Genomic DNA, 17,053 nt, shown 5'->3' with positions numbered 1-17,053 from the left:
CCGCATGCAGACGAACACTCCGTCACGGAGCACGATCCGACTGACGCGCCGGGGCCGCCTCGCCCTCGCCGCGCTCGGGGCCGTCGTGGCCGGCACCGCCGTGGCGGTGCCGCTGCTGATCATGGGCGGCGACGACGAGGCCCGTCCCGCCACCCTGGTGGTCCCGGAGGGCTGGCGGGCGAGCCAGGTGTACGCCGCCATCGACAAGACCCTCGAGCTGCCCGCGGGCACCACGAAGAAGTCCCTGGCCAAGGCGGCCCTGAAGCTGCCGAACGAGGCCGAGGGGAATCCGGAGGGCTACCTCTTCCCGGCCACCTATCCGCTCCAGGAGGAGGCGACCCCGCAGAAGCTGCTCGCGCGGATGGTCGACACGGCCAACAAGAAGTTCAACGGAGCCCCGATCGCCGCCGGTGCGCAGCGCAACGCGATGAACGTCTATCAGGCGGTCACCGTCGCGAGCATCGTCCAGGCGGAGGCCGCGACCAGGGACGACATGGGCAAGGTGGCCCGGGTGATCTTCAACCGGCTCGAGCGGGGAATGCCCCTCCAGATGGACTCGACCGTCCACTACGCCCTGGGCCGCTCCGCACCGGGCACGACGGAGGCCGACACCAAGGTCGACAGCCCCTACAACTCCTACCAGCGCATGGGCCTGCCGCCGACCCCGATCGACAACCCGGGTGAGGACGCCGTACGTGCCGCGATCAACCCGACCCCGGGCGACTGGCTGTACTTCGTCACGGTCAAGCCCGGCGACACCCGCTTCACCGCCGACTTCGCGGAACACCAGCGCAACGTCGCCGAGTTCGACGCCCAGCGGACGAAGTCCGGCGAACCGGCGGAGAAGTGACCCGGCCCGCCCCGGACGTCATGCCGCGACCTGTCCCTCCTCCTCCGCCAGCAGCCGCCTGATGTCCCGTACCGCCGCGCGTCCCGCCCGGTTGGCGCCGACGGTGCTCGCCGAGGGGCCGTAACCGACCAGGTGGATCCGCGGGTCGGCGACCGCCCGGGTCCCCTCCACCCGGATCCCGCCGCCGGGCTCCCGCAGCCGCAGCGGGGCGAGATGGCCGACGGCGGGCCGGAAGCCGGTGGCCCACAGGATGACGTCGGCCGCCACCCGCCGCCCGTCCGCCCACTCCACACCGTCCGGCCTGATCCGGTCGAACATGGGCTGCCGGTCGAGCACGCCGTCGGCGAGGCCCTGCCGGATCGCGTCGTTGAGCGGCAACCCCGTCACCGAGACGACACTGCGCGGCGGCAGCCCCTGCCGCACCCGCTCCTCCACGAGCGCCACGGCCGCCCGCCCCGCCTCCTCGTCGAAGGGACCCTCACGGAAGACCGGGGGCCGCCGGGTCACCCACGTCGTGGCCGCCGCGTACGGGGCGATCTCCAGCAGATGCTGGGTGCCCGAGGCCCCGCCGCCCACCACGACCACCCGCTGCCCGGCGAACGCCCCGGGCCCCGGGTACTGCGCGGTGTGCAGCTGCCGCCCCCGGAAAGTCTCCTGACCCGGATGGCGCGGCCAGAACGGCCGGTCCCAGGTGCCCGTGGCGTTGATCAGCGCCCGCGTCGCCCAGGTGCCGTCCGAGGTCTCCACCAGCAGCCGCCCGCCGGGCCCCTCCCGTACCGCCCGCACGTCCACCGGCCGCCGCACCCGCAGGTCGAACGTCCGCTCGTAACGGTCGAAGTACTCGCCGATCACCTCGGAGGACGCCCGCGCCGGGTCGGCGTCCGTGAGCTCCATGCCGGGCAGCGCGTGCATCCCGTGCACCTTGCCGTACGTCAGGGAGGGCCACCGGAACTGCCAGGCGCCGCCGGGGCCGGGGGAGTGGTCCAGCACCACGAAGTCGCGGTCCGGCTCGAACCCGGCCCGCCGCAGGTGGTGGGCGCCGGCCAGTCCCGCCTGCCCGGCGCCCACGACGACCACCTCGACCTCGCGCATGTCGTTCACATTTCCACCAACAGCGCGGCGGTCGTGGATCTTCCCTCCGGCGCTCCCGCGCGAAGCCGGCCGCGTCGGCCAGGATGGAGGGCATGTCCGATGCCTTCACCACCCGAGTCCTGACCATCGCCACCGGCTCCGACGAGCGGGTCGTCGACCTCACCGGGGACTGCGAGTCCTTCCTGCGGGAGGCGGCGGCCGGCCGCGACGGCCTGCTCAACATCTTCGTGCCGCACGCCACGGCCGGTGTCGCCGTCATCGAGACCGGCGCCGGGAGCGACGACGACCTCCTGGCGGCCCTGCACACCCTGCTGCCCGCCGACGACCGCTGGCAGCACCGGCACGGCAGCCCCGGCCACGGCCGCGACCACGTCCTGCCCGCCTTCGTGCCGCCCCACGCGACGCTCCCGGTGGTCGGCGGCCGGCTGGAACTGGGCACCTGGCAGTCGGTCTGCCTGGTCGACACCAACAGGGACAACCCCGACCGCCGGGTGCGGCTGAGCTTCCTCGGCTGACATCCCGGACCGGGCGGACGCCGCCGTTCCCGCCCTCGCCGGGCGGGATCGGCGGACACGCGATCAATCCGAAGCCGGCCCGAGGGCCCGGGAGAGCTGCTGGCGCGAGTGCACACCGGTCTTCTGCAGGGCCCGTGCGACATGCTGTTCCACGGTGCGCGGTGAGAGGTGCAGCGTGGTGGCGATCTCCCGGTTGGACATGCCCGCCGCGGCGAGTTCCGCGACCTCCTCCTCCCGCGGCGAGAGCACGTCGCCGTACCGGGGGCGGCCGGGTGGCCGGCGTTCCGCCGCCGGCTGGTGACGGCGCAGCTCGGCGCGGGTGCGGGCGGCGTCCCAGGTCGCGCCCAGGGCGTCGAAGGCCGAGGCGCAGTCGGCGAGGGCGGTGACGGCCCGTCCGCCGTCCCCGCCTAGGGCGAGGGCGCAGCGGGCGGCGCCCGCCGCGGTGAGGGCCGCGTGATAGGGCCGGGGCAGCTTCCGGTAGGCGGCGGAGCTCTCCTCGTAGCGGGCGGCGGCCTCCGCCGTCCTCCCCGTGTGCTCGGCGAGGACCCCGCGGGTCCACGTGAGGGCCGCATCGGCCGAGGGCGCGTCGCGGCCTTCCAGGCCTGCGGCGAACTCCTCGGTCATCGCGGCCGCGGTGGACGTGTCCCCGGCCCGCAGGGTGGCCTCCACCGCCCACGGGGCGAGTTCGGCGCCCCAGGCCCAGATCCCCTTGGCGCGCAGCCGCCGCCACGCGGCGGCGGCCTCGCCGGCCGCGCCGGAGACGTCGTCGTGGGCGAGGGCGAGCCTGACGAGAGCCCCGGACGCGGTCGCCGAAATGGGCACCGGGCCGGTGTCCAGGTCGGCCGCGTCGGGGCCGGTCAGATGGTCGAGGGTGTCGGCCCATTCACCACGGGCCAGGGCCAGCAGACCGAGGACCATCCGGGCGTCGGAGGCGAGGTAGGGCATGTCGCCGGACTCGTCGACGAAGTCCCGGCACCGCTCGGCCAGTCCCGGCCAGCGACCGGTGGCCCAGTCGACGACGAGCGCGCAGCCCCGGCCGGTCTGCTCGGCGTAGGCGGCGCCGCTGCGCGCGGCCAGGGCGACGCCCTCGGCGAGCAGCGCGCGGGAGGTGTCGTAGTGACCGAGCCACACCACCGCGTCCGCCGCGTTGCACAGCCCCCGGGAGGTCTGCTGGCGGCAGCCGACGAGATCACTGTCCCGGGGCAGCCGCTCGATGAGCGGCCAGGCCGCCGGGTCGCCGCCGTTGAGCAGGACGCTCACCCGGTTCGCGGCCACGGCAGCCTGGACCACCGGGTCGCCCGACTCCTCGGCCACCGTCACCGCCCGCTCGATCCAGGCGACGTTGTCGGCGAACGACGCGTCCGGTCCGTACGGCATCGCCAGCGCCGACATCGCCCGGGCCAGCGGAACCGGCTCACCGCTCAGGTCGTCCACCGCGCGGGCGAGTTCGTCCCGGCCCTCCATGACCTCGCCCACCTGGTTGCACAGCAGCAGCCCGAGGTCCAGGCGGATCTCACCGCGCACCGCCGGGGCCAGACCCGGGTCGGCCACGATGTGCCGGAGGACCGCCAACGTCTCGTCGGAGCGCAGGCCCACCACCGCGCAACGGGCCAGCAGCCTGGCCAGCCGGGACCGGGCCTGATCGGGAACCGGCCCGGTGGCGAGCGCCGACTCCAGCAGGCCCACGGCGCGCTGCTGTTCACCTGCGTCCTCGAACTGCAGGGCCGCCCGTTCCACCGCGTGCAGCCAGCCCCGCGCGTCACCGCAGGCGCGGCGGTGGCCGGCCACGCGTTCCCACGGAACTGGCTGGCGTCCGGCGAGCAGGGCCGCGGCCCGCCGGTGCAGCGCGTCACGGGCCGGGCCGCCCGCCGCACGGCGCACGGCCGCCGCGGCGAGCGGCGAGCCGAAGCCGTAGCGGCCGTCATCGCGGTCCACGAGCACGGCGGCCCGCAGGGCGGCGGACAGGGCGTCGTCACCCGTCCATCCCGGCAGCCCGGCCACGACGGCGAGGTCGCGGGACGTTGCGGGCTCGTCCAGAACCGCGGCGGCGAAGACGACCGGCCGGTGTTCCTCCGGCACGGCGGCCGTACGCCGCAGGACGAGGGTGTCGAGCCGGGGCGGCACGCCGAGCCGGTCGAGCTCCGAGGAGAGCGGCCGCCCGGCGGCAGGAGGAAGGGCGGCCAGCAGGTCGAGCAGATCCACGACCGTCTGGGCGACACCACCGGAAGCGCGGTGCAGGGCGGCGGCCAGGCCCGGCGTGCAGCGGTCCGCTCCCAGGACCGAGACCGCCGTCCGCTGCACCTCGGCCAGGTCCAGCGGCCCCAGAACATGCCGTACGACCGTGAGGGCGGCCGGGAAGTCGGTGTCGGGCCCGAGGACCAGCCCCGGTACGGGGAGCTCCTCGGGGCGGTAGCTCAGCACGCACGCGAAGTGGGCGGGCGGGCCGGCGAGCAGAGCGCGCAGCCGGGCGGTGTCGTCGGCCGACGCCCGGTGCACGTCCTCGGCGACGAGCAGCTCCGGTCCGGCGCCGGCCGGCGGCTCGCCGGGTGCCGTCCGACGGGCCGAACCCGCGACCGCCGCCGCGAGCCGGTCCACCAGACGGCTCTTGCCGGTGCCCGCCGCGCCCTCGACCAGCAGCAGCACCGGCCGGCCGGCTCCCTGCGGGTCGAGCGCCGAAGCGAGTCGTCCGCGCAGCGCCGTCTCGGCTTCGTCCGCCGTCCCAGCGCCGTCCGGCATGGTTCGTCACCCCGTTCCACGCGAGTCCCCGGTTGTTTGCGTATCCGTACTCAGTCTGCCCTGATTGCCGGGCACCGCGGACGCCGGGCAGCGTGGGACGGGTAAGGCCTCGCGATCCCGACGGATCGGCGGGCCCCGCCGCCGACGAGGTCGGCTGCGCAGGTAGGAGTCCGGCGTGAGAAACGTGACTGATCCGAGCCCGGCCGGGGCGGCCCTCGGGGCGGTCGGGCCGACGGGACGCGAACGGCCGCACCAGACGGTGCCCCCGTGCACCGGAGGCTTCCTCGTCGCCGCCGTCCTGCCGGCCTGTCCCCGAGCCGTGCCGCGGCTGCGGCGGCTGGCACGGGCCGTGGTCCGCAGCCACCGGCTGTCCGAAGCGGCGGAGGAGGCCCTCACCGTGATCGTCAGCGAACTGGGGACCAACGCCGTCCTGCACAGCGGCAGCCCCGACCTCGAGGTGATGTTCGAGGTCGACGACACCTCCCTGACCGTGGGGGTGCGCGACGGCGGGCGCTGGCGGCAACGCCCCGCGCCCCGCTGCGAGCCGGCCGACATGGACGCGCCCTTCGGCCGCGGACTCGCCCTGGTCGACGCGTACTCCGTGGACACCTCGGTGCTGTGCTCCGCCGAGGGCACCCTGGTGCGCGCCGTGATCGCCCTGTGAACCTGCCCTGACCGGACGCGGAGGGCCCCGCTGTCAGCCACGTACCCGGGGAGACGCGCCGGCCCCGCCTTGCCGGCGGCGGGCACCGCATCGGGGGGCGTCCCCAGGGACCACCGTCACATCCGTGCCGTCCCCGGCGCCGGGGAGCGTGGGGGCATGGTCGTCGTGCCGCGCGGGGCGGGGGTCCGGGGCAGGGCGCCCCTCAGCCGCCGCCCTCCGCACGGACGACGGTGACGGGGCAGTCGGCGTGGTACAGCAGGGCCTGGCTGACCGAGCCGAGCAGCATCCCGGTGAAGCCGCCGTGCCCGCGTGCCCCGGTCACCACCAGCTGGGCCTCCCGGGCCGCGTCCAGCAGCGCGTGACGTACCCGGGCCCGCTCCAGGCGAAGCTCCACGGCCACCTCCGGATGAGCGGCCCGCCACGGCGCCACCGCCTCTTCCGTCAGCCGCCGGTGCCGCTCCTCGAGCCGGTCGAGATCCACCACCACGCCCAGCGGATCGGCCGGGCCCTCGTACGGCGTCGGCTCGCTCCAGGTGTTCCACACGTGCATCGCGACGAGCGGGGCCCCGCGCAGCGCGGCCTCGGCGAAGGCGAAGGACGCCGCCGCGTTCCCGGCCGGCGAGCCGTCCACGGCCAGCAGGACGGGCCCCCGCGGATCCTCCCGGCCCCGGACCACCATCAGCGGACCGTGCCCGTGCGCGGCGAGCTGGACGACCGTCGAGCCCAGCAGCAGCCCTCCGAACCCGGTGCGGCCCCGCTCGCCGACCACCGTCAGCACCGCGTGCCCGGACTCGCTCCGCAGCACCGTCAGCGTCTCACCGGACGCCACGGTCCGGGCGATCTCCAGCCCCGGTGTGCGGTCACGGGCGCGCTGTTCGGCCTGCGCCAGCACCCCGTGGACCATCGGATCCAGGTCGGCGGGGCGGCTGAAGGCGTGCACGATCCGCAGCCGGGCGCCGCGCAGCCGCGCCTCGTGGGCCGCGACGTCGACCGCGGCGAGACTGGACGGCGAACCGTCCACTCCGACGATCACCGTGTCGTCCACAGCACACTCCCGTCCCCGGTGGCGACTCCGAGTACCCACGGCGGACGGCACGTACCCGCGGTCGCCCGGCCCGGTCGTGAAAACGCCGCTGTCCTGCGGCGACACGGTCTCCCCGGACATCATCGCCCCGTTTCGGGGCCCCGTCCATCCGTGACAGCACCCATGTTCCGGCCGATTGGCGGGATGGCACCATTACCCCCGTGGGGGTGGATCACCCGTGTCGTGCCACGACCGGTCGGGCACCCCGCGCCGGACGACGTACGGAAAGAATCGGGAAGGGGACGGGCTGTGCCTGCTCCACGGATGAGCGCGACGCCGCTGCCGGGCATCGGCGTCAAGTACGACCTCACCACGCGTGAGCACGAGCACCTGTCCGTGATCGCGCACCGCGACGGTGCCCGCACGGTCAACGTCTACCGTTCCGACGACCCGGACGCCTGCGCCCGGTCCCTGCGCCTGACGGTCGCCGAGTCGGCCGCGCTCATCGACGCGCTGATGCCCGCCCACCACAGTCCCAACCTGCTGCACACCACCGACCTGGGACTGGTCGCCGAGCGCGTCGAACTGTCCTCCGTCTCCCACTGGAACGGGCGGCTGCTGGGGGAGACCCGCATGCGCACCGACACCGGCGCGTCCATCGTGGCCGTGCTGCGCCGTGCGGAGGCGATCCCGTCCCCCGCACCGGACTTCCGGCTGGCCGGCGGAGACACCCTGATCCTGATCGGCACCCGCGAGGGCATCGAGGCCGCCGCCGAGATTCTCGGGCGGGAGTGAGCGCGTGCACTCTTCCGCGATCTTCCTGATCGAGTTCGGCGCGATCATCCTCGGCCTCGGCCTGCTGGGACGGCTCGCCGGACGCCTTCAGTTCTCCCCGATCCCCCTCTATCTGCTGGCCGGCCTCGCGTTCGGCGAGGGCGGGCTGCTGCCGCTCGGCGCGAGCGAGGAGTTCGTCGCGATCGGCGCCGAGATCGGCGTGATCCTCCTGCTGCTGATGCTGGGCCTGGAGTACACGGCGAGCGACCTCGTCTCCAACCTCAAGACCCAGTACCCGGCCGGTCTCGTGGACATGGCGCTGAACGCCCTGCCCGGCGCCGCCCTGGCCCTGCTCCTGGGCTGGGGACCGGTCGCCGCCGTGGTCCTGGCCGGCGTCACCTGGATCTCCTCCTCCGGCGTCATCGCCAAGGTCCTGGGTGATCTCGGACGGCTCGGCAACCGGGAGACCCCCGTCATCCTCAGCATCCTGGTCCTCGAGGACCTGGCGATGGCCGTCTACCTGCCGATCATCACCGCCCTGCTGGCCGGCGTCGGTCTCGCCGCGGGCAGCGTCACCCTCGCCATCGCGCTGGGCGTCGCCGGGCTCGTGCTGTTCGTCGCCGTCCGCTACGGCCGGGTGATCTCCCGCTTCGTCTCCAGCGACGACCCGGAGAAGCTGCTGCTGGTCGTCCTCGGGCTCACCCTGCTGGTCGCGGGACTGGCCCAGCAACTGCAGGTGTCGGCGGCCGTGGGCGCGTTCCTGGTGGGCATCGCCCTGTCCGGTGAGGTCGCCGAGGGCGCGCACAACCTGCTGGCGCCGCTGCGGGACCTGTTCGCCGCGGTGTTCTTCGTCTTCTTCGGCCTGCACACCGACCCGCACTCGATCCCGCCGGTGATCCTGCCCGCCCTCGCGCTCGCCGTCGTCACCGCGCTGACGAAGATCGCCACCGGGTACTGGGCGGCCCGCCGGGCCGGGATCTCCCCCAAGGGCCGCTGGCGCGCGGGCGGCGCGCTCGTGGCCCGCGGCGAGTTCTCCATCGTCATCGCCGGACTCGCGGTCACCGCCGGCATCGAACCGGAACTCGGCCCGCTGGCCACGGCGTACGTCCTGGTCCTGGTCGTCCTCGGCCCCCTCACGGCGCGATACACCGAGCCCCTCGCCCTGCGGCTGACGGCACGTCGTACAACGGCGCCCGACGCCGTGCCCGCCCAGGGCGCGACGCCGGCCGCGGAGACGCTGGAACCGGTGCAGGACAGGGACTAGTTCTCCAGCCGCACCGGCATCAGCAGGGAGAACGTGTGCGGGTCGTCCGGCCGGCGGATCGCGAGGGGCGCGGTGGGAGCGCCGAACTCGAGGACGAGCCGGTCGCCGGACCCCGCCGCGAGCGCGTCCAGCAGGAACGCGCGGCCGACGGCGACGAGATCCGGGCCGTCGGCACGGTCCCCGGCCAAGGTGACCGATCCGTCGTCCGACACCTCCAGCACGGTGAGGTCGCGGCACACGGCGTCCCGGTCCTCGTTCGCGCGGACCGGACCCGTGCGCACCGCCTCCACGAAGGCCGGCACGTCCACGACGGCGCGCCGTCCCTCCGGGAGCCGGACGAGGCGCCGGTAGTCGGGGAAGCCCTGGCCGAGGCACTGGCCGGCCGTCTGCCGGTTCCCGGCCTCCAGGGTCACGCGGCCACCGTCCACGGTGAGCCGCACGTCCTCCCCGCCGTCCAGCAGCGCCCGCATCGCGTCGGCCAGCGGGAGCGGCACGGTCACCTGGACACGGGGCCCGCCGTACCCGTCGGCCGCCGTGCGGGCCACGGCCATCCGGTAGCGGTCGGTGGCCACGACGTGCACCGCGTCGTCCTCGAGGTCGAAGTGGATCCCGCCGAGGACCGGCAGTCCGGGGTCGGTGCCGGCCGCGAACCGTACCGCGTCCAGCGCGGCGGCCAGTCCGGGGCCGGAGAGGGTCAGCCGGGCGGCGGTGTCGGTGCGGAGCGAGGTCATGGGGTTCTCCCTGTGGTCCAGTAGGGCTCGGAGCGCGGAGAACTCGTCGCGCGCGACGGACAGACCCTGTTCCAGACGGCGCAGATGCGCCTCCAGAAGCTGCCGCACCAGGTCGCTGTCGGCGCCCGTCCAGCCCGCCAGCACCAGCCGGACGTCCGCCAGCGGCATGCCGGCCCGGCGCAGCCGGGCCAGCAGCCGGGCCTCGTCCAGCTGCCCGGGGGCGTACCAGCGGTAGCCGCTGACCGGGTCCACCCGGTCGGGGACCAGGACACCGGCACGGTCGTAGAACCGCAGGGCACTCACGCCCAGCCCGCTGTCCCGGGCCATCTCGCCAATGCTGCGCATCTCGCTCTCCACACCCGCGACCCTGGTCCCTCGACAAGGTCGAGGGTCAACCCCCGGCCCCGTCGTGCGCGGTTCCGGCCGCGGGTGCCGGTCCGCGACACGGCCGGCCCCGCCGGGCCGACGCGGCCGCCCACCGGGGGCACCCGCGCGGACCTCACCAGCAGTCCGGCCCCACGGGTTCCGCGCTCACGGGCGCCAGAACGGCGAGCGTGCCCGTCGCCCGCCGCAGGGCGAGTTCGAGCGGGACGGGGGCGTGCAGGGTGCCCGTGCCGTCCGGGGGTACGAGCCACTCCAGCCGCCCGGCGGGCCGGTACGGCGGCGGTACCGCGACCCAGGACCCCCGGCCGACGTGCCGTACCCCGAACCCCACCCACTCGCTGACCGGATCGGGCGGCAGGAAGAACCCCACCCGCCGGGCCGTGACGTCCACCAGCGTGGGCCCGGGCACCTTCAGCGGATCGCGCCACAGGATGTCCAGGGCGAGCAGCCCGAGCCGGTCGGGCACGCTGAGCACGTCCCAGTACCGGCCCGCCGCGAGCAGCGCCGTCCCCTTGCCGTGGTCCCACTCGCGCTTGCACTCCTGCGGGTCCGTGGCGGCCGCGGCCAGCCACTCGACGGCCTGCTTCCACATGGCGCTGTGCATGTCCCACCCCGGGCACGGTCGGCTGCGCCGCTGCCGGCGCGTGCGGTACGGCCATGCTGATAGATATTTCCATCCCCCGGAAGGGGTGGCGCGGGCTGGCGATTTCGGCGGCCGAGGCCGCCGTCGTCCGCCGGGCGAACGACGGCACCCCCGGACCGGGAGAACCCGGCCGGGGGTGGGCGAACGCCGTGCGCCCGGGCGAGCCCGGTCCCGCGCGTGTCAGCCGCCGCTGCGCGCGCGCTCCTCGTTCCGCTTCTTGATGCGTGCCGCCTCCTTGCGGACCTCGGCCTGGGTGGCACGCTCCCGCTCCAGCCACTCGGGGCGCTCCTGCTTCAGCGCCTCGATCTGCTCGGTGGTGAGGGCCTCGGTGACTCCGCCGCGCGCGAGACCGGCGATGGACACGCCCAGCCTCGCCGCGACCACCGGGCGGGGATGCGGTCCGTCACGCCGCAGGTCCCGCAGCCACTGCGGGGGATCCGCCTGGAGCGCGTCGAGCTCGGCACGCGAGACGACACCCTCCCGGAACTCGGCGGGGGTGGCCTCGAGGTACACACCCAGCTTCTTCGCCGCGGTCGCGGGCTTCATCGTCTGGGTGCTCTGGTGCTGCGTCATGGCGTCCAGGGTATCGAGCGTGTGCGCGACCGCCGACCACGGCCGGTAACCTGGCCGGGTGACAGGCTCGGAAGTGTCCCCCTCGTTCCGCCTCGTGTACGTACCCGGGGTGATGCCCGGCAAATGGGTGCGCATCTGGAACGAGCGGCTGCCCGACGTCCCGCTGACCCTCACCCAGGTGCCCGCCGCGGCGGCGCGGGGACTGCTGCTGGGCGGGGAGGCCGACGCGGGCCTCGTCCGGCTGCCCGTCGACCGTACGGTCCTCAGCGCGATCCCCCTCTACACCGAGCAGACGGTCGTCGTCGTGCCGAAGGACCACCTCGTCACCGCGGCCGACACGGTGTCACCCGAGGACCTCGCCGACGACATCGTGCTGCACCCCCTCGACGACGTCCTCGCCTGGGAGGACCTGCCCGGACGGCCCGCCCTGGAACGTCCCGCCACCACCGCCGACGCGATCGAGCTCGTCGCTGCCGGGATCGGCGTGCTCGTCGTCCCGCTCTCGCTCGCCCGGCTGCACCACCGCAAGGACCTCACCCACCGGCCGCTCGAAGACGCCCCCGAGTCGAGCGTCGCGCTGGCCTGGCCCGAGGCGGCGACCACGGACCAGGTGGAGGACTTCATCGGGATCGTCCGCGGCCGGACCGTCAACAGCACCCGCGGCCGCGCCCGGCCGGCGCAGGAGACGAAGCGCGAGCGCGCCGACACGGGCGGCGCCCGGCGCCGGCGGCAGGCCGGCGGGCCGGGTGGCGGCCGGGGCCGCCGCTCGGGCACCGGCGGCACGACGAAGAACCCGCGGCGGGGCGGGCCCCGCCGCGGGTCGTGACCGTACGGGCCCGCCGCCTACTTGATCGTCGAGGACGGTGACGGCGCCGGGGAGGCCGTGTTGAGGTCCTCCAACTCCTTGGGGATCTCCAGCGCGAGGACCTGAGCACCCGGTTGCGGCGCCGGCGGGGTCACCGCCTCGAGCGGCATCTTGGGCGGGCTGGTCTGCTGGAAGTTGACCTGCTCGTGATTGACCAGTCCCGTCTTCTCCAGCACCGTGATGTGGTCGAGCACCGTGTCGTTGGCCTGGTCGGCCAGCTGCCGGATCAGGGTGTTCCTGGTGTTGGCCCGGATGTTGGCGATGGCCGGGAAGATCTGCCCGTGCGTCACGCGCATGATGTTCACCGCCGTGGAGTCGAACTCCTTGCCGCTGGTGGCCTTCACGGTCTCCACGAATCCCTGCTGCTGCGGAGACGCCACGTTCGGCAGTGTGATGCCGAGCTCGACGGAGATCTTGCGGCAGCTGGCGTCGAGCCGGCCGTGACCGACGACCAGGTGCTCGCCCGCCTCCTTCATCTCCGGCGTCGTCCCCCGCTCCATCGCCAGCAGACCCAGCGGGTGCTCCCACAGACCGGCCGCGCGCACCTTCACCACGAAGTCGCGGTCCGCCTCGGTCAGCGGGCCGTAGTTGGTGTTGGCCACCACCCGGTCCGGCTTGGTCGAGGTGTTCTGAACGCCCAGCATGGTGGGATAGGCGAGCGCGGTGAGGGTGAGGATCATGGCTCCGCCCACGAACGCGGTTCCTGCCGTGCTGCGCGAGATGCGCATCGTGCCTCCTGGGATATGAACGGCCCAACAGCAGGAAGTACGGACGGGAGGCGCGAGTCAATCACCGTTCGGGAAAGAATTTCCGGTCGCTTCCCGAGGACCGCACGTCCTTCCCGTCGAGGAGGCGCCGGCGGCGGGCGCCGTCAGGAACGCCGGGCGGAGTCCGTCAGCCACGCGTGCGCGGCCCGCGCCGTGAAGGCCGCCTGTCCGCCGCGCACCAGCAGGCCGGCGGTGGCGAACCCGGGGGCGTCGGCCTGCGCGGCGACGTAGGGGACGGCGATGCAGCGCATCCCGGCCGCGTGGGCGGCGGCGGCGCCCGGTGCCGCGTCCTCGACGACCACACAGGCCGCCGGGTCCGCGCCGAGCCTGCGCGCCGCCTCCAGGAAGACGTCGGGGGCCGGCTTGCCGTGCGCCACCTCGTCGGCCGAGACGACCGTGCGCAGATGCGCGTCCAGCCCCGTGCCGGCCAGGATCGCCACGATCGCCTCGGACGAGGAACCGGAGGCCACGGCCATCGGCACGCCCTCGGCCGCCAGCAGCTCGACGAACGCGCGCATTTCCGGGTACACCCGTGTCGAGGCGGCGGCCAGTTCGAGGTAGTGACGGTTCTTGACCGCGAGCAGCTCCTCGACCGCGGCGGACAGGCCGTACCGCTGCCGCCAGTCGGCGATCGTCTCCCGGGTGCTGATCCCGACGTAGCGCTCGTGCTCCGCCCAGGAGAAGTCCGGGACCCCGTACGCGGCGAGGGTGCGCCGGCCCGCCTCGTAGTAGTGGGGCTCGCTGTCCACGAGCGTTCCGTCGAGATCGAAGATGACCGAGAGGGTGCCGAGCGTGCTCATGGGGTCCAGGATGGCAGGGATCACCTCCGCGCCGTCCGGCCGATCGACTCCACCAGCGGCAGCAGCCGGTGCGGAACGCGCTCGCGCAGCGCCACCTCGCTGCGGGTGCGCACCACCCCGGGCAGGCTGATCAGCTTCTGGATCACGTCCTCCAGATGCGCGTTGTCGCGCGCGACGACCCGGGTCAGCAGGTCACCGCCGCCGGTGATGGAGAAGGCCTCGACAATCTCCGGTACGGCGGCCAGCGCCTCGCCCACCTCGTCCAGGTGCCCCTGGGTGACCTCGATGTGCACGAAGGCCAGTACGGGGTGGCCCAGCGCGGCGGGGGAGAGGGCGGGTCCCGTGCCGGTGATGACGCCCTCCCGCTCCATGCGGTCCAGACGGGCCTGCAAGGTGCCGCGGGCGACCCCGAGGATCCGCGCGTACTCCCGCACGCTGGTGCGCGGCTGCTCCAGCAGCAGCCGCAGGATGCGGGCGTCCAGCTCGTCCACGGCCATGAGGCGTCAGGTCCCGGTGTCGGCCATTGGCACGTCGATGGCCTTAGGTGTGCCATCAGAACTGTACCAATGGCTCACTCCGGCGAGCGCCGGTTGAGCCACTGGCGGGGAAGATGCTGATATGGATCCGTCGATGGCGCTGCGGACCCCGCGGCGCCTTTTTCGTGCCACGGCACACCAACCAATCCCAGGGGGCGGTAAGCGGTGCTGAAGAGGGTGTTCATGGCTCCGGACCCGGGCCGGATCCGGCTGCGTTTCGCGGCGCGGGCCGTGCTCGGCATCGGGCTGGCCGTCATCGTCTGCGGCCTGGCCGGCACCTCGCTCACCGGTGTCGTCACCGGTGGGCTCGCCGCCCTGCTCGCCCTGTTCACCGTCACCGACGCCACGGTCCGCGGCCAGGCCGTCACGACGGCGCTGCTGCCCGCCGTCGGCCTGCCGGTGCTCGCCGCCGCGGCCCTGCTGCACGACCATCCGGTGGCGCGCGACCTCACCTTCCTCGCCGTCGTCGGGCTGGGTGTGTACGCGCGGCGCTGGGGTCCCCGCGGTCACAGCCTCGGGGTCTTCGCGTTCATGACGTACTTCGTGGCGCAGTTCCTGCAGGCGGCAACGGCCCAGCTCCCCGAGCTGTACGCCTCCGTCCTGCTGTCCGTGCTCGCCGCGGCCTCGGTGCGCTTCGGGCTGTGGTGCTACGAGCGCCGGCTGCCCCCGGCGGTCGTGCCGGCGCCGCCCGCCGGCACCGGGCTGGCCCGGGTGACCACCCGCCAGGCGGTCCAGGCGACCGCCGGCGCGGGCTTCGCCCTGGTCGTGGGCCAGCTGGTGTCCGGGCAGCGCTGGTACTGGGCCGTCGGAGCCACCTGGTGGGTCTTCGTCAACACCACCTCGCGCGGCGAGACCCTGGTGCGCGGCTTCCGGCGGGTGCTGGGGACGGTCATCGGCATCGGGCTCGCGCTGTTCGTCGCCGTTCCCGCGCACGGGGAAGGACTGCTCACGGCTCTGGTCGTCGGCGTCTGCGTGTTCGGCATCTTCTACACCGCCGCCGTGTCCTACACCTGGATGATGCTCTGGGTGACGGTGCTCGCGGCCATGCTCTACGGCCTGCTGGGCGTGCTGTCCCCCGCACTGCTGGCCCTGCGGCTGGTGGAGACCGGCGTCGGCGCGCTCGGCGCCGTGCTGGCGGTGGCGTTCGTCCTGCCCGTGACCACGCACAGCATCACCGACACCTGGATCCAGCGGGCCCTGCGCTGTGTCCACGCGTGCACCGCCGAGGCGGCCGCGCGGCTGGCCGGGACGGCGGACGCCGACCCGGCGCCGATGGTGGCGGAGCTGGAGCAGCTGCTCGCCCGGGTGCGCCTCTCGGTCGCACCGCTGGTGCACCCGCTGAACCCCATGCTCGGCCGCAAGCGGCGCGCCCGCCGGGTGCTCGCCCTGCTCGACGACTGCGCCCGGGAGGTCCGCGGCCTCGTGGCGGTCGCCGCCGACCCGGAGGCCTCGCACGACGCCCGGCTGGCCGCCGCCTGCTGGCGGGTGGAGGCCGCGGTCGAGGCGCTCACCGGCGGCCGGGACATCGCGGTACGGACGGCCCCCGCGGCCTCGGAACCCGCCCTGGCCCACCTCCACGGCCTGGAGCGCGCCCTCGCGGAACTCGCCGCACCCTTGCGGACACCCCCCGGCTCCCCGCCGGTGGGCGCCTGACGCCGGACGCGGGGCACGACCGTACGACCTTGGTCCAGACCTTGCTCGGTCGACTGCTACCGTCACCCCGGTCGGCATCGGACGAGAGGGGACAGCCGTGGCGGACGGCGGGCGGCGGGCGTTCATCGGGTCGTTCACGGCGGCGGGAGGCCCGGGCATCGTCACCGCGGCCATTACCCCGGGCAGCGGCGCGCTGACCGTCCTGGGCACCGTGAACGCCGTACCCGATCCCTCCTGGCTGGCCCTGTCGCCGGACGGCCGCATGCTCTACGCGGTCAGCGAGACGGCCGAGGGCGCGGTGGCCGCGTTCCGCGTGAGCGGCAGCGGACCGGAACCGGCCGGGCGCGCGGTCCCGGTGGACGGGAGCGGGCCGACCCACCTGAGTCTCTTCGCCGGGCACCTCCTCACCGCGAACTACGGTTGCGGCAGCGTCAGCGCCGTACCGGTCCGTCCGGACGGCAGTCTCGCCCGCGCAGTCTCCGGGGTGCTCCGGCACACCGGTTCCGGCCCCCATCCGCAGCGCCAGCGGGGCCCGCACGCCCACCAGGTGCAGCCGGACCCGAGCGGCCGCTGGGCGGTCGGTGTCGACCTCGGCACGGACTCGGTGCGGGTGTGCACCCTGACGGACGGCACCCCCGTGCCGCACCGGGAGATCGCCCTGCGCCCGGGCTCGGGGCCGCGCCACCTGGCCTTCCACCCGCACGGTCCGTACGCGTACGTCCTCAACGAGCTCAGCCCCTCCCTCGTCGTCTGCCGCTGGGAGGCCGCCGACGGCGGCTTGAGACCGCTCGCCGAGATCCCGGTCCTGCCCGGCACCCCGGCCGGCGACGCCTACCCCTCCGCAGTGGCCGTCTCGCCCGACGGCCGCTTCGTGTGGACCGCGACCCGCGGCGAGGACGTCCTGTCCGTGTTCGCGGTCGAGGGGGAGGGCGAGGCCCTGACCCCGCTCGCCACCGTGTCCTGCGGCGGGCGCTGGCCCCGCGCGATCACCGCCTGCGACGGCGTCCTGTACGTCGCGAACGAGCGTTCCGGGGACGTGACCTGGTTCTCGCTCGACCCGGACACGGGCGTGCCGCGGCGCGGCGGCTCGATACCGGTGCCCGCCGCGACCTGCGTGGTCGCCGGCGGACCCGCGTCCCGGTCATGACGAAGGGCCCGGTCCGGAGTCCGGACCGGGCCCTT

At 74.6% G+C, this 17,053-nt stretch carries 17 protein-coding genes; 8 read left to right on the top strand and 9 right to left on the bottom strand.

The window, feature by feature from the left end; all coding sequences use genetic code 11:
- Positions 1 to 4 precede the first annotated feature (4 nt).
- Complete coding sequence (mltG, locus tag F1615_RS20065) at positions 5 to 850, top strand: endolytic transglycosylase MltG (RefSeq protein ID WP_149550396.1); 846 nt, start codon at positions 5 to 7, stop codon at positions 848 to 850.
- Between the two features lie 18 nt (positions 851 to 868).
- Here mltG and F1615_RS20060 read toward each other — a convergent pair whose 3' ends face one another.
- Positions 869 to 1,942, bottom strand: coding sequence for an NAD(P)-binding domain-containing protein (locus F1615_RS20060; RefSeq protein ID WP_149550395.1), 1,074 nt, complete (start codon positions 1,940 to 1,942; stop codon positions 869 to 871).
- 92 nt (positions 1,943 to 2,034) lie between these two features.
- On the opposite strand from F1615_RS20060, the gene F1615_RS20055 reads away from it, so the two are divergent.
- Positions 2,035 to 2,457, top strand: coding sequence for a YjbQ family protein (locus tag F1615_RS20055; RefSeq protein ID WP_149550394.1), 423 nt, complete (start codon positions 2,035 to 2,037; stop codon positions 2,455 to 2,457).
- Positions 2,458 to 2,520: 63 nt separating this feature from the next.
- Here F1615_RS20055 and F1615_RS20050 read toward each other — a convergent pair whose 3' ends face one another.
- Positions 2,521 to 5,193 carry a LuxR C-terminal-related transcriptional regulator gene (locus tag F1615_RS20050; RefSeq protein ID WP_149550393.1) on the bottom strand — a complete coding sequence of 891 codons (2,673 nt, stop codon included), beginning with the start codon at positions 5,191 to 5,193 and terminating at the stop codon, positions 2,521 to 2,523.
- A 175-nt stretch (positions 5,194 to 5,368) separates the two neighbouring features.
- Here F1615_RS20050 and F1615_RS20045 point away from each other — a divergent pair, with 175 nt between their 5' ends.
- Positions 5,369 to 5,857 (top strand): ATP-binding protein, encoded by a 489-nt coding sequence (locus F1615_RS20045; RefSeq protein WP_244328798.1) that lies wholly within the window; start codon positions 5,369 to 5,371, stop codon positions 5,855 to 5,857.
- Between the two features lie 202 nt (positions 5,858 to 6,059).
- On the opposite strand, the gene F1615_RS20040 is transcribed toward F1615_RS20045, so the two are convergent.
- The gene (locus tag F1615_RS20040) at positions 6,060 to 6,902 is read right to left on the bottom strand and encodes a universal stress protein (RefSeq protein ID WP_208818366.1); all 843 of its coding nucleotides are present in this window, start codon (positions 6,900 to 6,902) and stop codon (positions 6,060 to 6,062) included.
- 303 nt (positions 6,903 to 7,205) lie between these two features.
- On the opposite strand from F1615_RS20040, the gene F1615_RS20035 reads away from it, so the two are divergent.
- Positions 7,206 to 7,676 carry a cation:proton antiporter regulatory subunit gene (locus F1615_RS20035; RefSeq protein ID WP_167533805.1) on the top strand — a complete coding sequence of 157 codons (471 nt, stop codon included), beginning with the start codon at positions 7,206 to 7,208 and terminating at the stop codon, positions 7,674 to 7,676.
- Positions 7,677 to 7,680: 4 nt separating this feature from the next.
- Positions 7,681 to 8,919, top strand: coding sequence for a cation:proton antiporter (locus F1615_RS20030; protein WP_149550391.1), 1,239 nt, complete (start codon positions 7,681 to 7,683; stop codon positions 8,917 to 8,919).
- Here F1615_RS20030 and F1615_RS20025 read toward each other — a convergent pair.
- The 3 genes from F1615_RS20025 to F1615_RS20015 form a co-directional block, all read right to left on the bottom strand.
- Positions 8,916 to 9,995, bottom strand: coding sequence for a MerR family transcriptional regulator (locus F1615_RS20025; protein WP_149550390.1), 1,080 nt, complete (start codon positions 9,993 to 9,995; stop codon positions 8,916 to 8,918). The genes F1615_RS20030 and F1615_RS20025 overlap by 4 nt on opposite strands.
- A 154-nt stretch (positions 9,996 to 10,149) precedes the next feature.
- A complete protein-coding gene (locus F1615_RS20020; RefSeq protein WP_149550389.1) occupies positions 10,150 to 10,638 on the bottom strand; it encodes a hypothetical protein in 489 nt (162 codons plus the stop codon).
- Between the two features lie 219 nt (positions 10,639 to 10,857).
- Complete coding sequence (locus F1615_RS20015; protein WP_149550388.1) at positions 10,858 to 11,250, bottom strand: DUF5997 family protein; 393 nt, start codon at positions 11,248 to 11,250, stop codon at positions 10,858 to 10,860.
- Between the two features lie 58 nt (positions 11,251 to 11,308).
- Here F1615_RS20015 and F1615_RS20010 point away from each other — a divergent pair, with 58 nt between their 5' ends.
- Positions 11,309 to 12,076, top strand: coding sequence for a LysR family transcriptional regulator substrate-binding protein (locus F1615_RS20010; RefSeq protein WP_149550387.1), 768 nt, complete (start codon positions 11,309 to 11,311; stop codon positions 12,074 to 12,076).
- 17 nt (positions 12,077 to 12,093) lie between these two features.
- Here the strand turns inward: F1615_RS20010 and F1615_RS20005 are convergent, their stop codons facing one another.
- From F1615_RS20005 to F1615_RS19995, 3 genes are all read right to left on the bottom strand, one after another.
- Positions 12,094 to 12,843: a DUF4142 domain-containing protein gene (locus tag F1615_RS20005; protein ID WP_149550386.1), complete on the bottom strand. Its 750-nt coding sequence runs from the start codon at positions 12,841 to 12,843 to the stop codon at positions 12,094 to 12,096.
- Positions 12,844 to 12,986: 143 nt separating this feature from the next.
- Positions 12,987 to 13,682, bottom strand: a complete 696-nt coding sequence (locus tag F1615_RS20000) for an HAD family hydrolase (RefSeq protein ID WP_149550385.1) — start codon at positions 13,680 to 13,682, stop codon at positions 12,987 to 12,989.
- Between the two features lie 20 nt (positions 13,683 to 13,702).
- Positions 13,703 to 14,179 carry an Lrp/AsnC family transcriptional regulator gene (locus F1615_RS19995; RefSeq protein ID WP_149550384.1) on the bottom strand — a complete coding sequence of 159 codons (477 nt, stop codon included), beginning with the start codon at positions 14,177 to 14,179 and terminating at the stop codon, positions 13,703 to 13,705.
- Between the two features lie 204 nt (positions 14,180 to 14,383).
- Here F1615_RS19995 and F1615_RS19990 point away from each other — a divergent pair, with 204 nt between their 5' ends.
- Positions 14,384 to 15,871, top strand: coding sequence for an FUSC family protein (locus tag F1615_RS19990; protein ID WP_149550383.1), 1,488 nt, complete (start codon positions 14,384 to 14,386; stop codon positions 15,869 to 15,871).
- 97 nt (positions 15,872 to 15,968) lie between these two features.
- Positions 15,969 to 17,018, top strand: coding sequence for a lactonase family protein (locus tag F1615_RS19985; protein WP_167533804.1), 1,050 nt, complete (start codon positions 15,969 to 15,971; stop codon positions 17,016 to 17,018).
- The last annotated feature ends 35 nt before the right edge of the window (positions 17,019 to 17,053 follow it).

The sequence above is a fragment of the Streptomyces marokkonensis genome, assembly GCF_008312835.1.
GTDB lineage: Bacteria > Actinomycetota > Actinomycetes > Streptomycetales > Streptomycetaceae > Streptomyces > Streptomyces marokkonensis_A.
The sequence above is the reverse complement of the archived record's forward strand: the minus strand, read 5'-3'. Positions and strand labels throughout refer to the sequence as shown.

Bases quoted from the DNA above. Each gene is read 5' to 3' on its own strand.
- mltG (WP_149550396.1), top strand. From the start codon at position 5: ATGCAGACGAACACTCCGTCACGGAGCACGATCCGACTGACGCGCCGG.
- F1615_RS20020 (WP_149550389.1), bottom strand. From the start codon at position 10,638: ATGCACAGCGCCATGTGGAAGCAGGCCGTCGAGTGGCTGGCCGCGGCC.
- F1615_RS20000 (WP_149550385.1), bottom strand. From the start codon at position 13,682: ATGAGCACGCTCGGCACCCTCTCGGTCATCTTCGATCTCGACGGAACG.
- F1615_RS20060 (WP_149550395.1), bottom strand. From the start codon at position 1,942: ATGCGCGAGGTCGAGGTGGTCGTCGTGGGCGCCGGGCAGGCGGGACTG.
- F1615_RS20005 (WP_149550386.1), bottom strand. From the start codon at position 12,843: ATGCGCATCTCGCGCAGCACGGCAGGAACCGCGTTCGTGGGCGGAGCC.
- F1615_RS20050 (WP_149550393.1), bottom strand. From the start codon at position 5,193: ATGCCGGACGGCGCTGGGACGGCGGACGAAGCCGAGACGGCGCTGCGC.
- F1615_RS20015 (WP_149550388.1), bottom strand. From the start codon at position 11,250: ATGACGCAGCACCAGAGCACCCAGACGATGAAGCCCGCGACCGCGGCG.
- F1615_RS20055 (WP_149550394.1), top strand. From the start codon at position 2,035: ATGTCCGATGCCTTCACCACCCGAGTCCTGACCATCGCCACCGGCTCC.
- F1615_RS20035 (WP_167533805.1), top strand. From the start codon at position 7,206: ATGAGCGCGACGCCGCTGCCGGGCATCGGCGTCAAGTACGACCTCACC.
- F1615_RS19995 (WP_149550384.1), bottom strand. From the start codon at position 14,179: ATGGCCGTGGACGAGCTGGACGCCCGCATCCTGCGGCTGCTGCTGGAG.
- F1615_RS20025 (WP_149550390.1), bottom strand. From the start codon at position 9,995: ATGCGCAGCATTGGCGAGATGGCCCGGGACAGCGGGCTGGGCGTGAGT.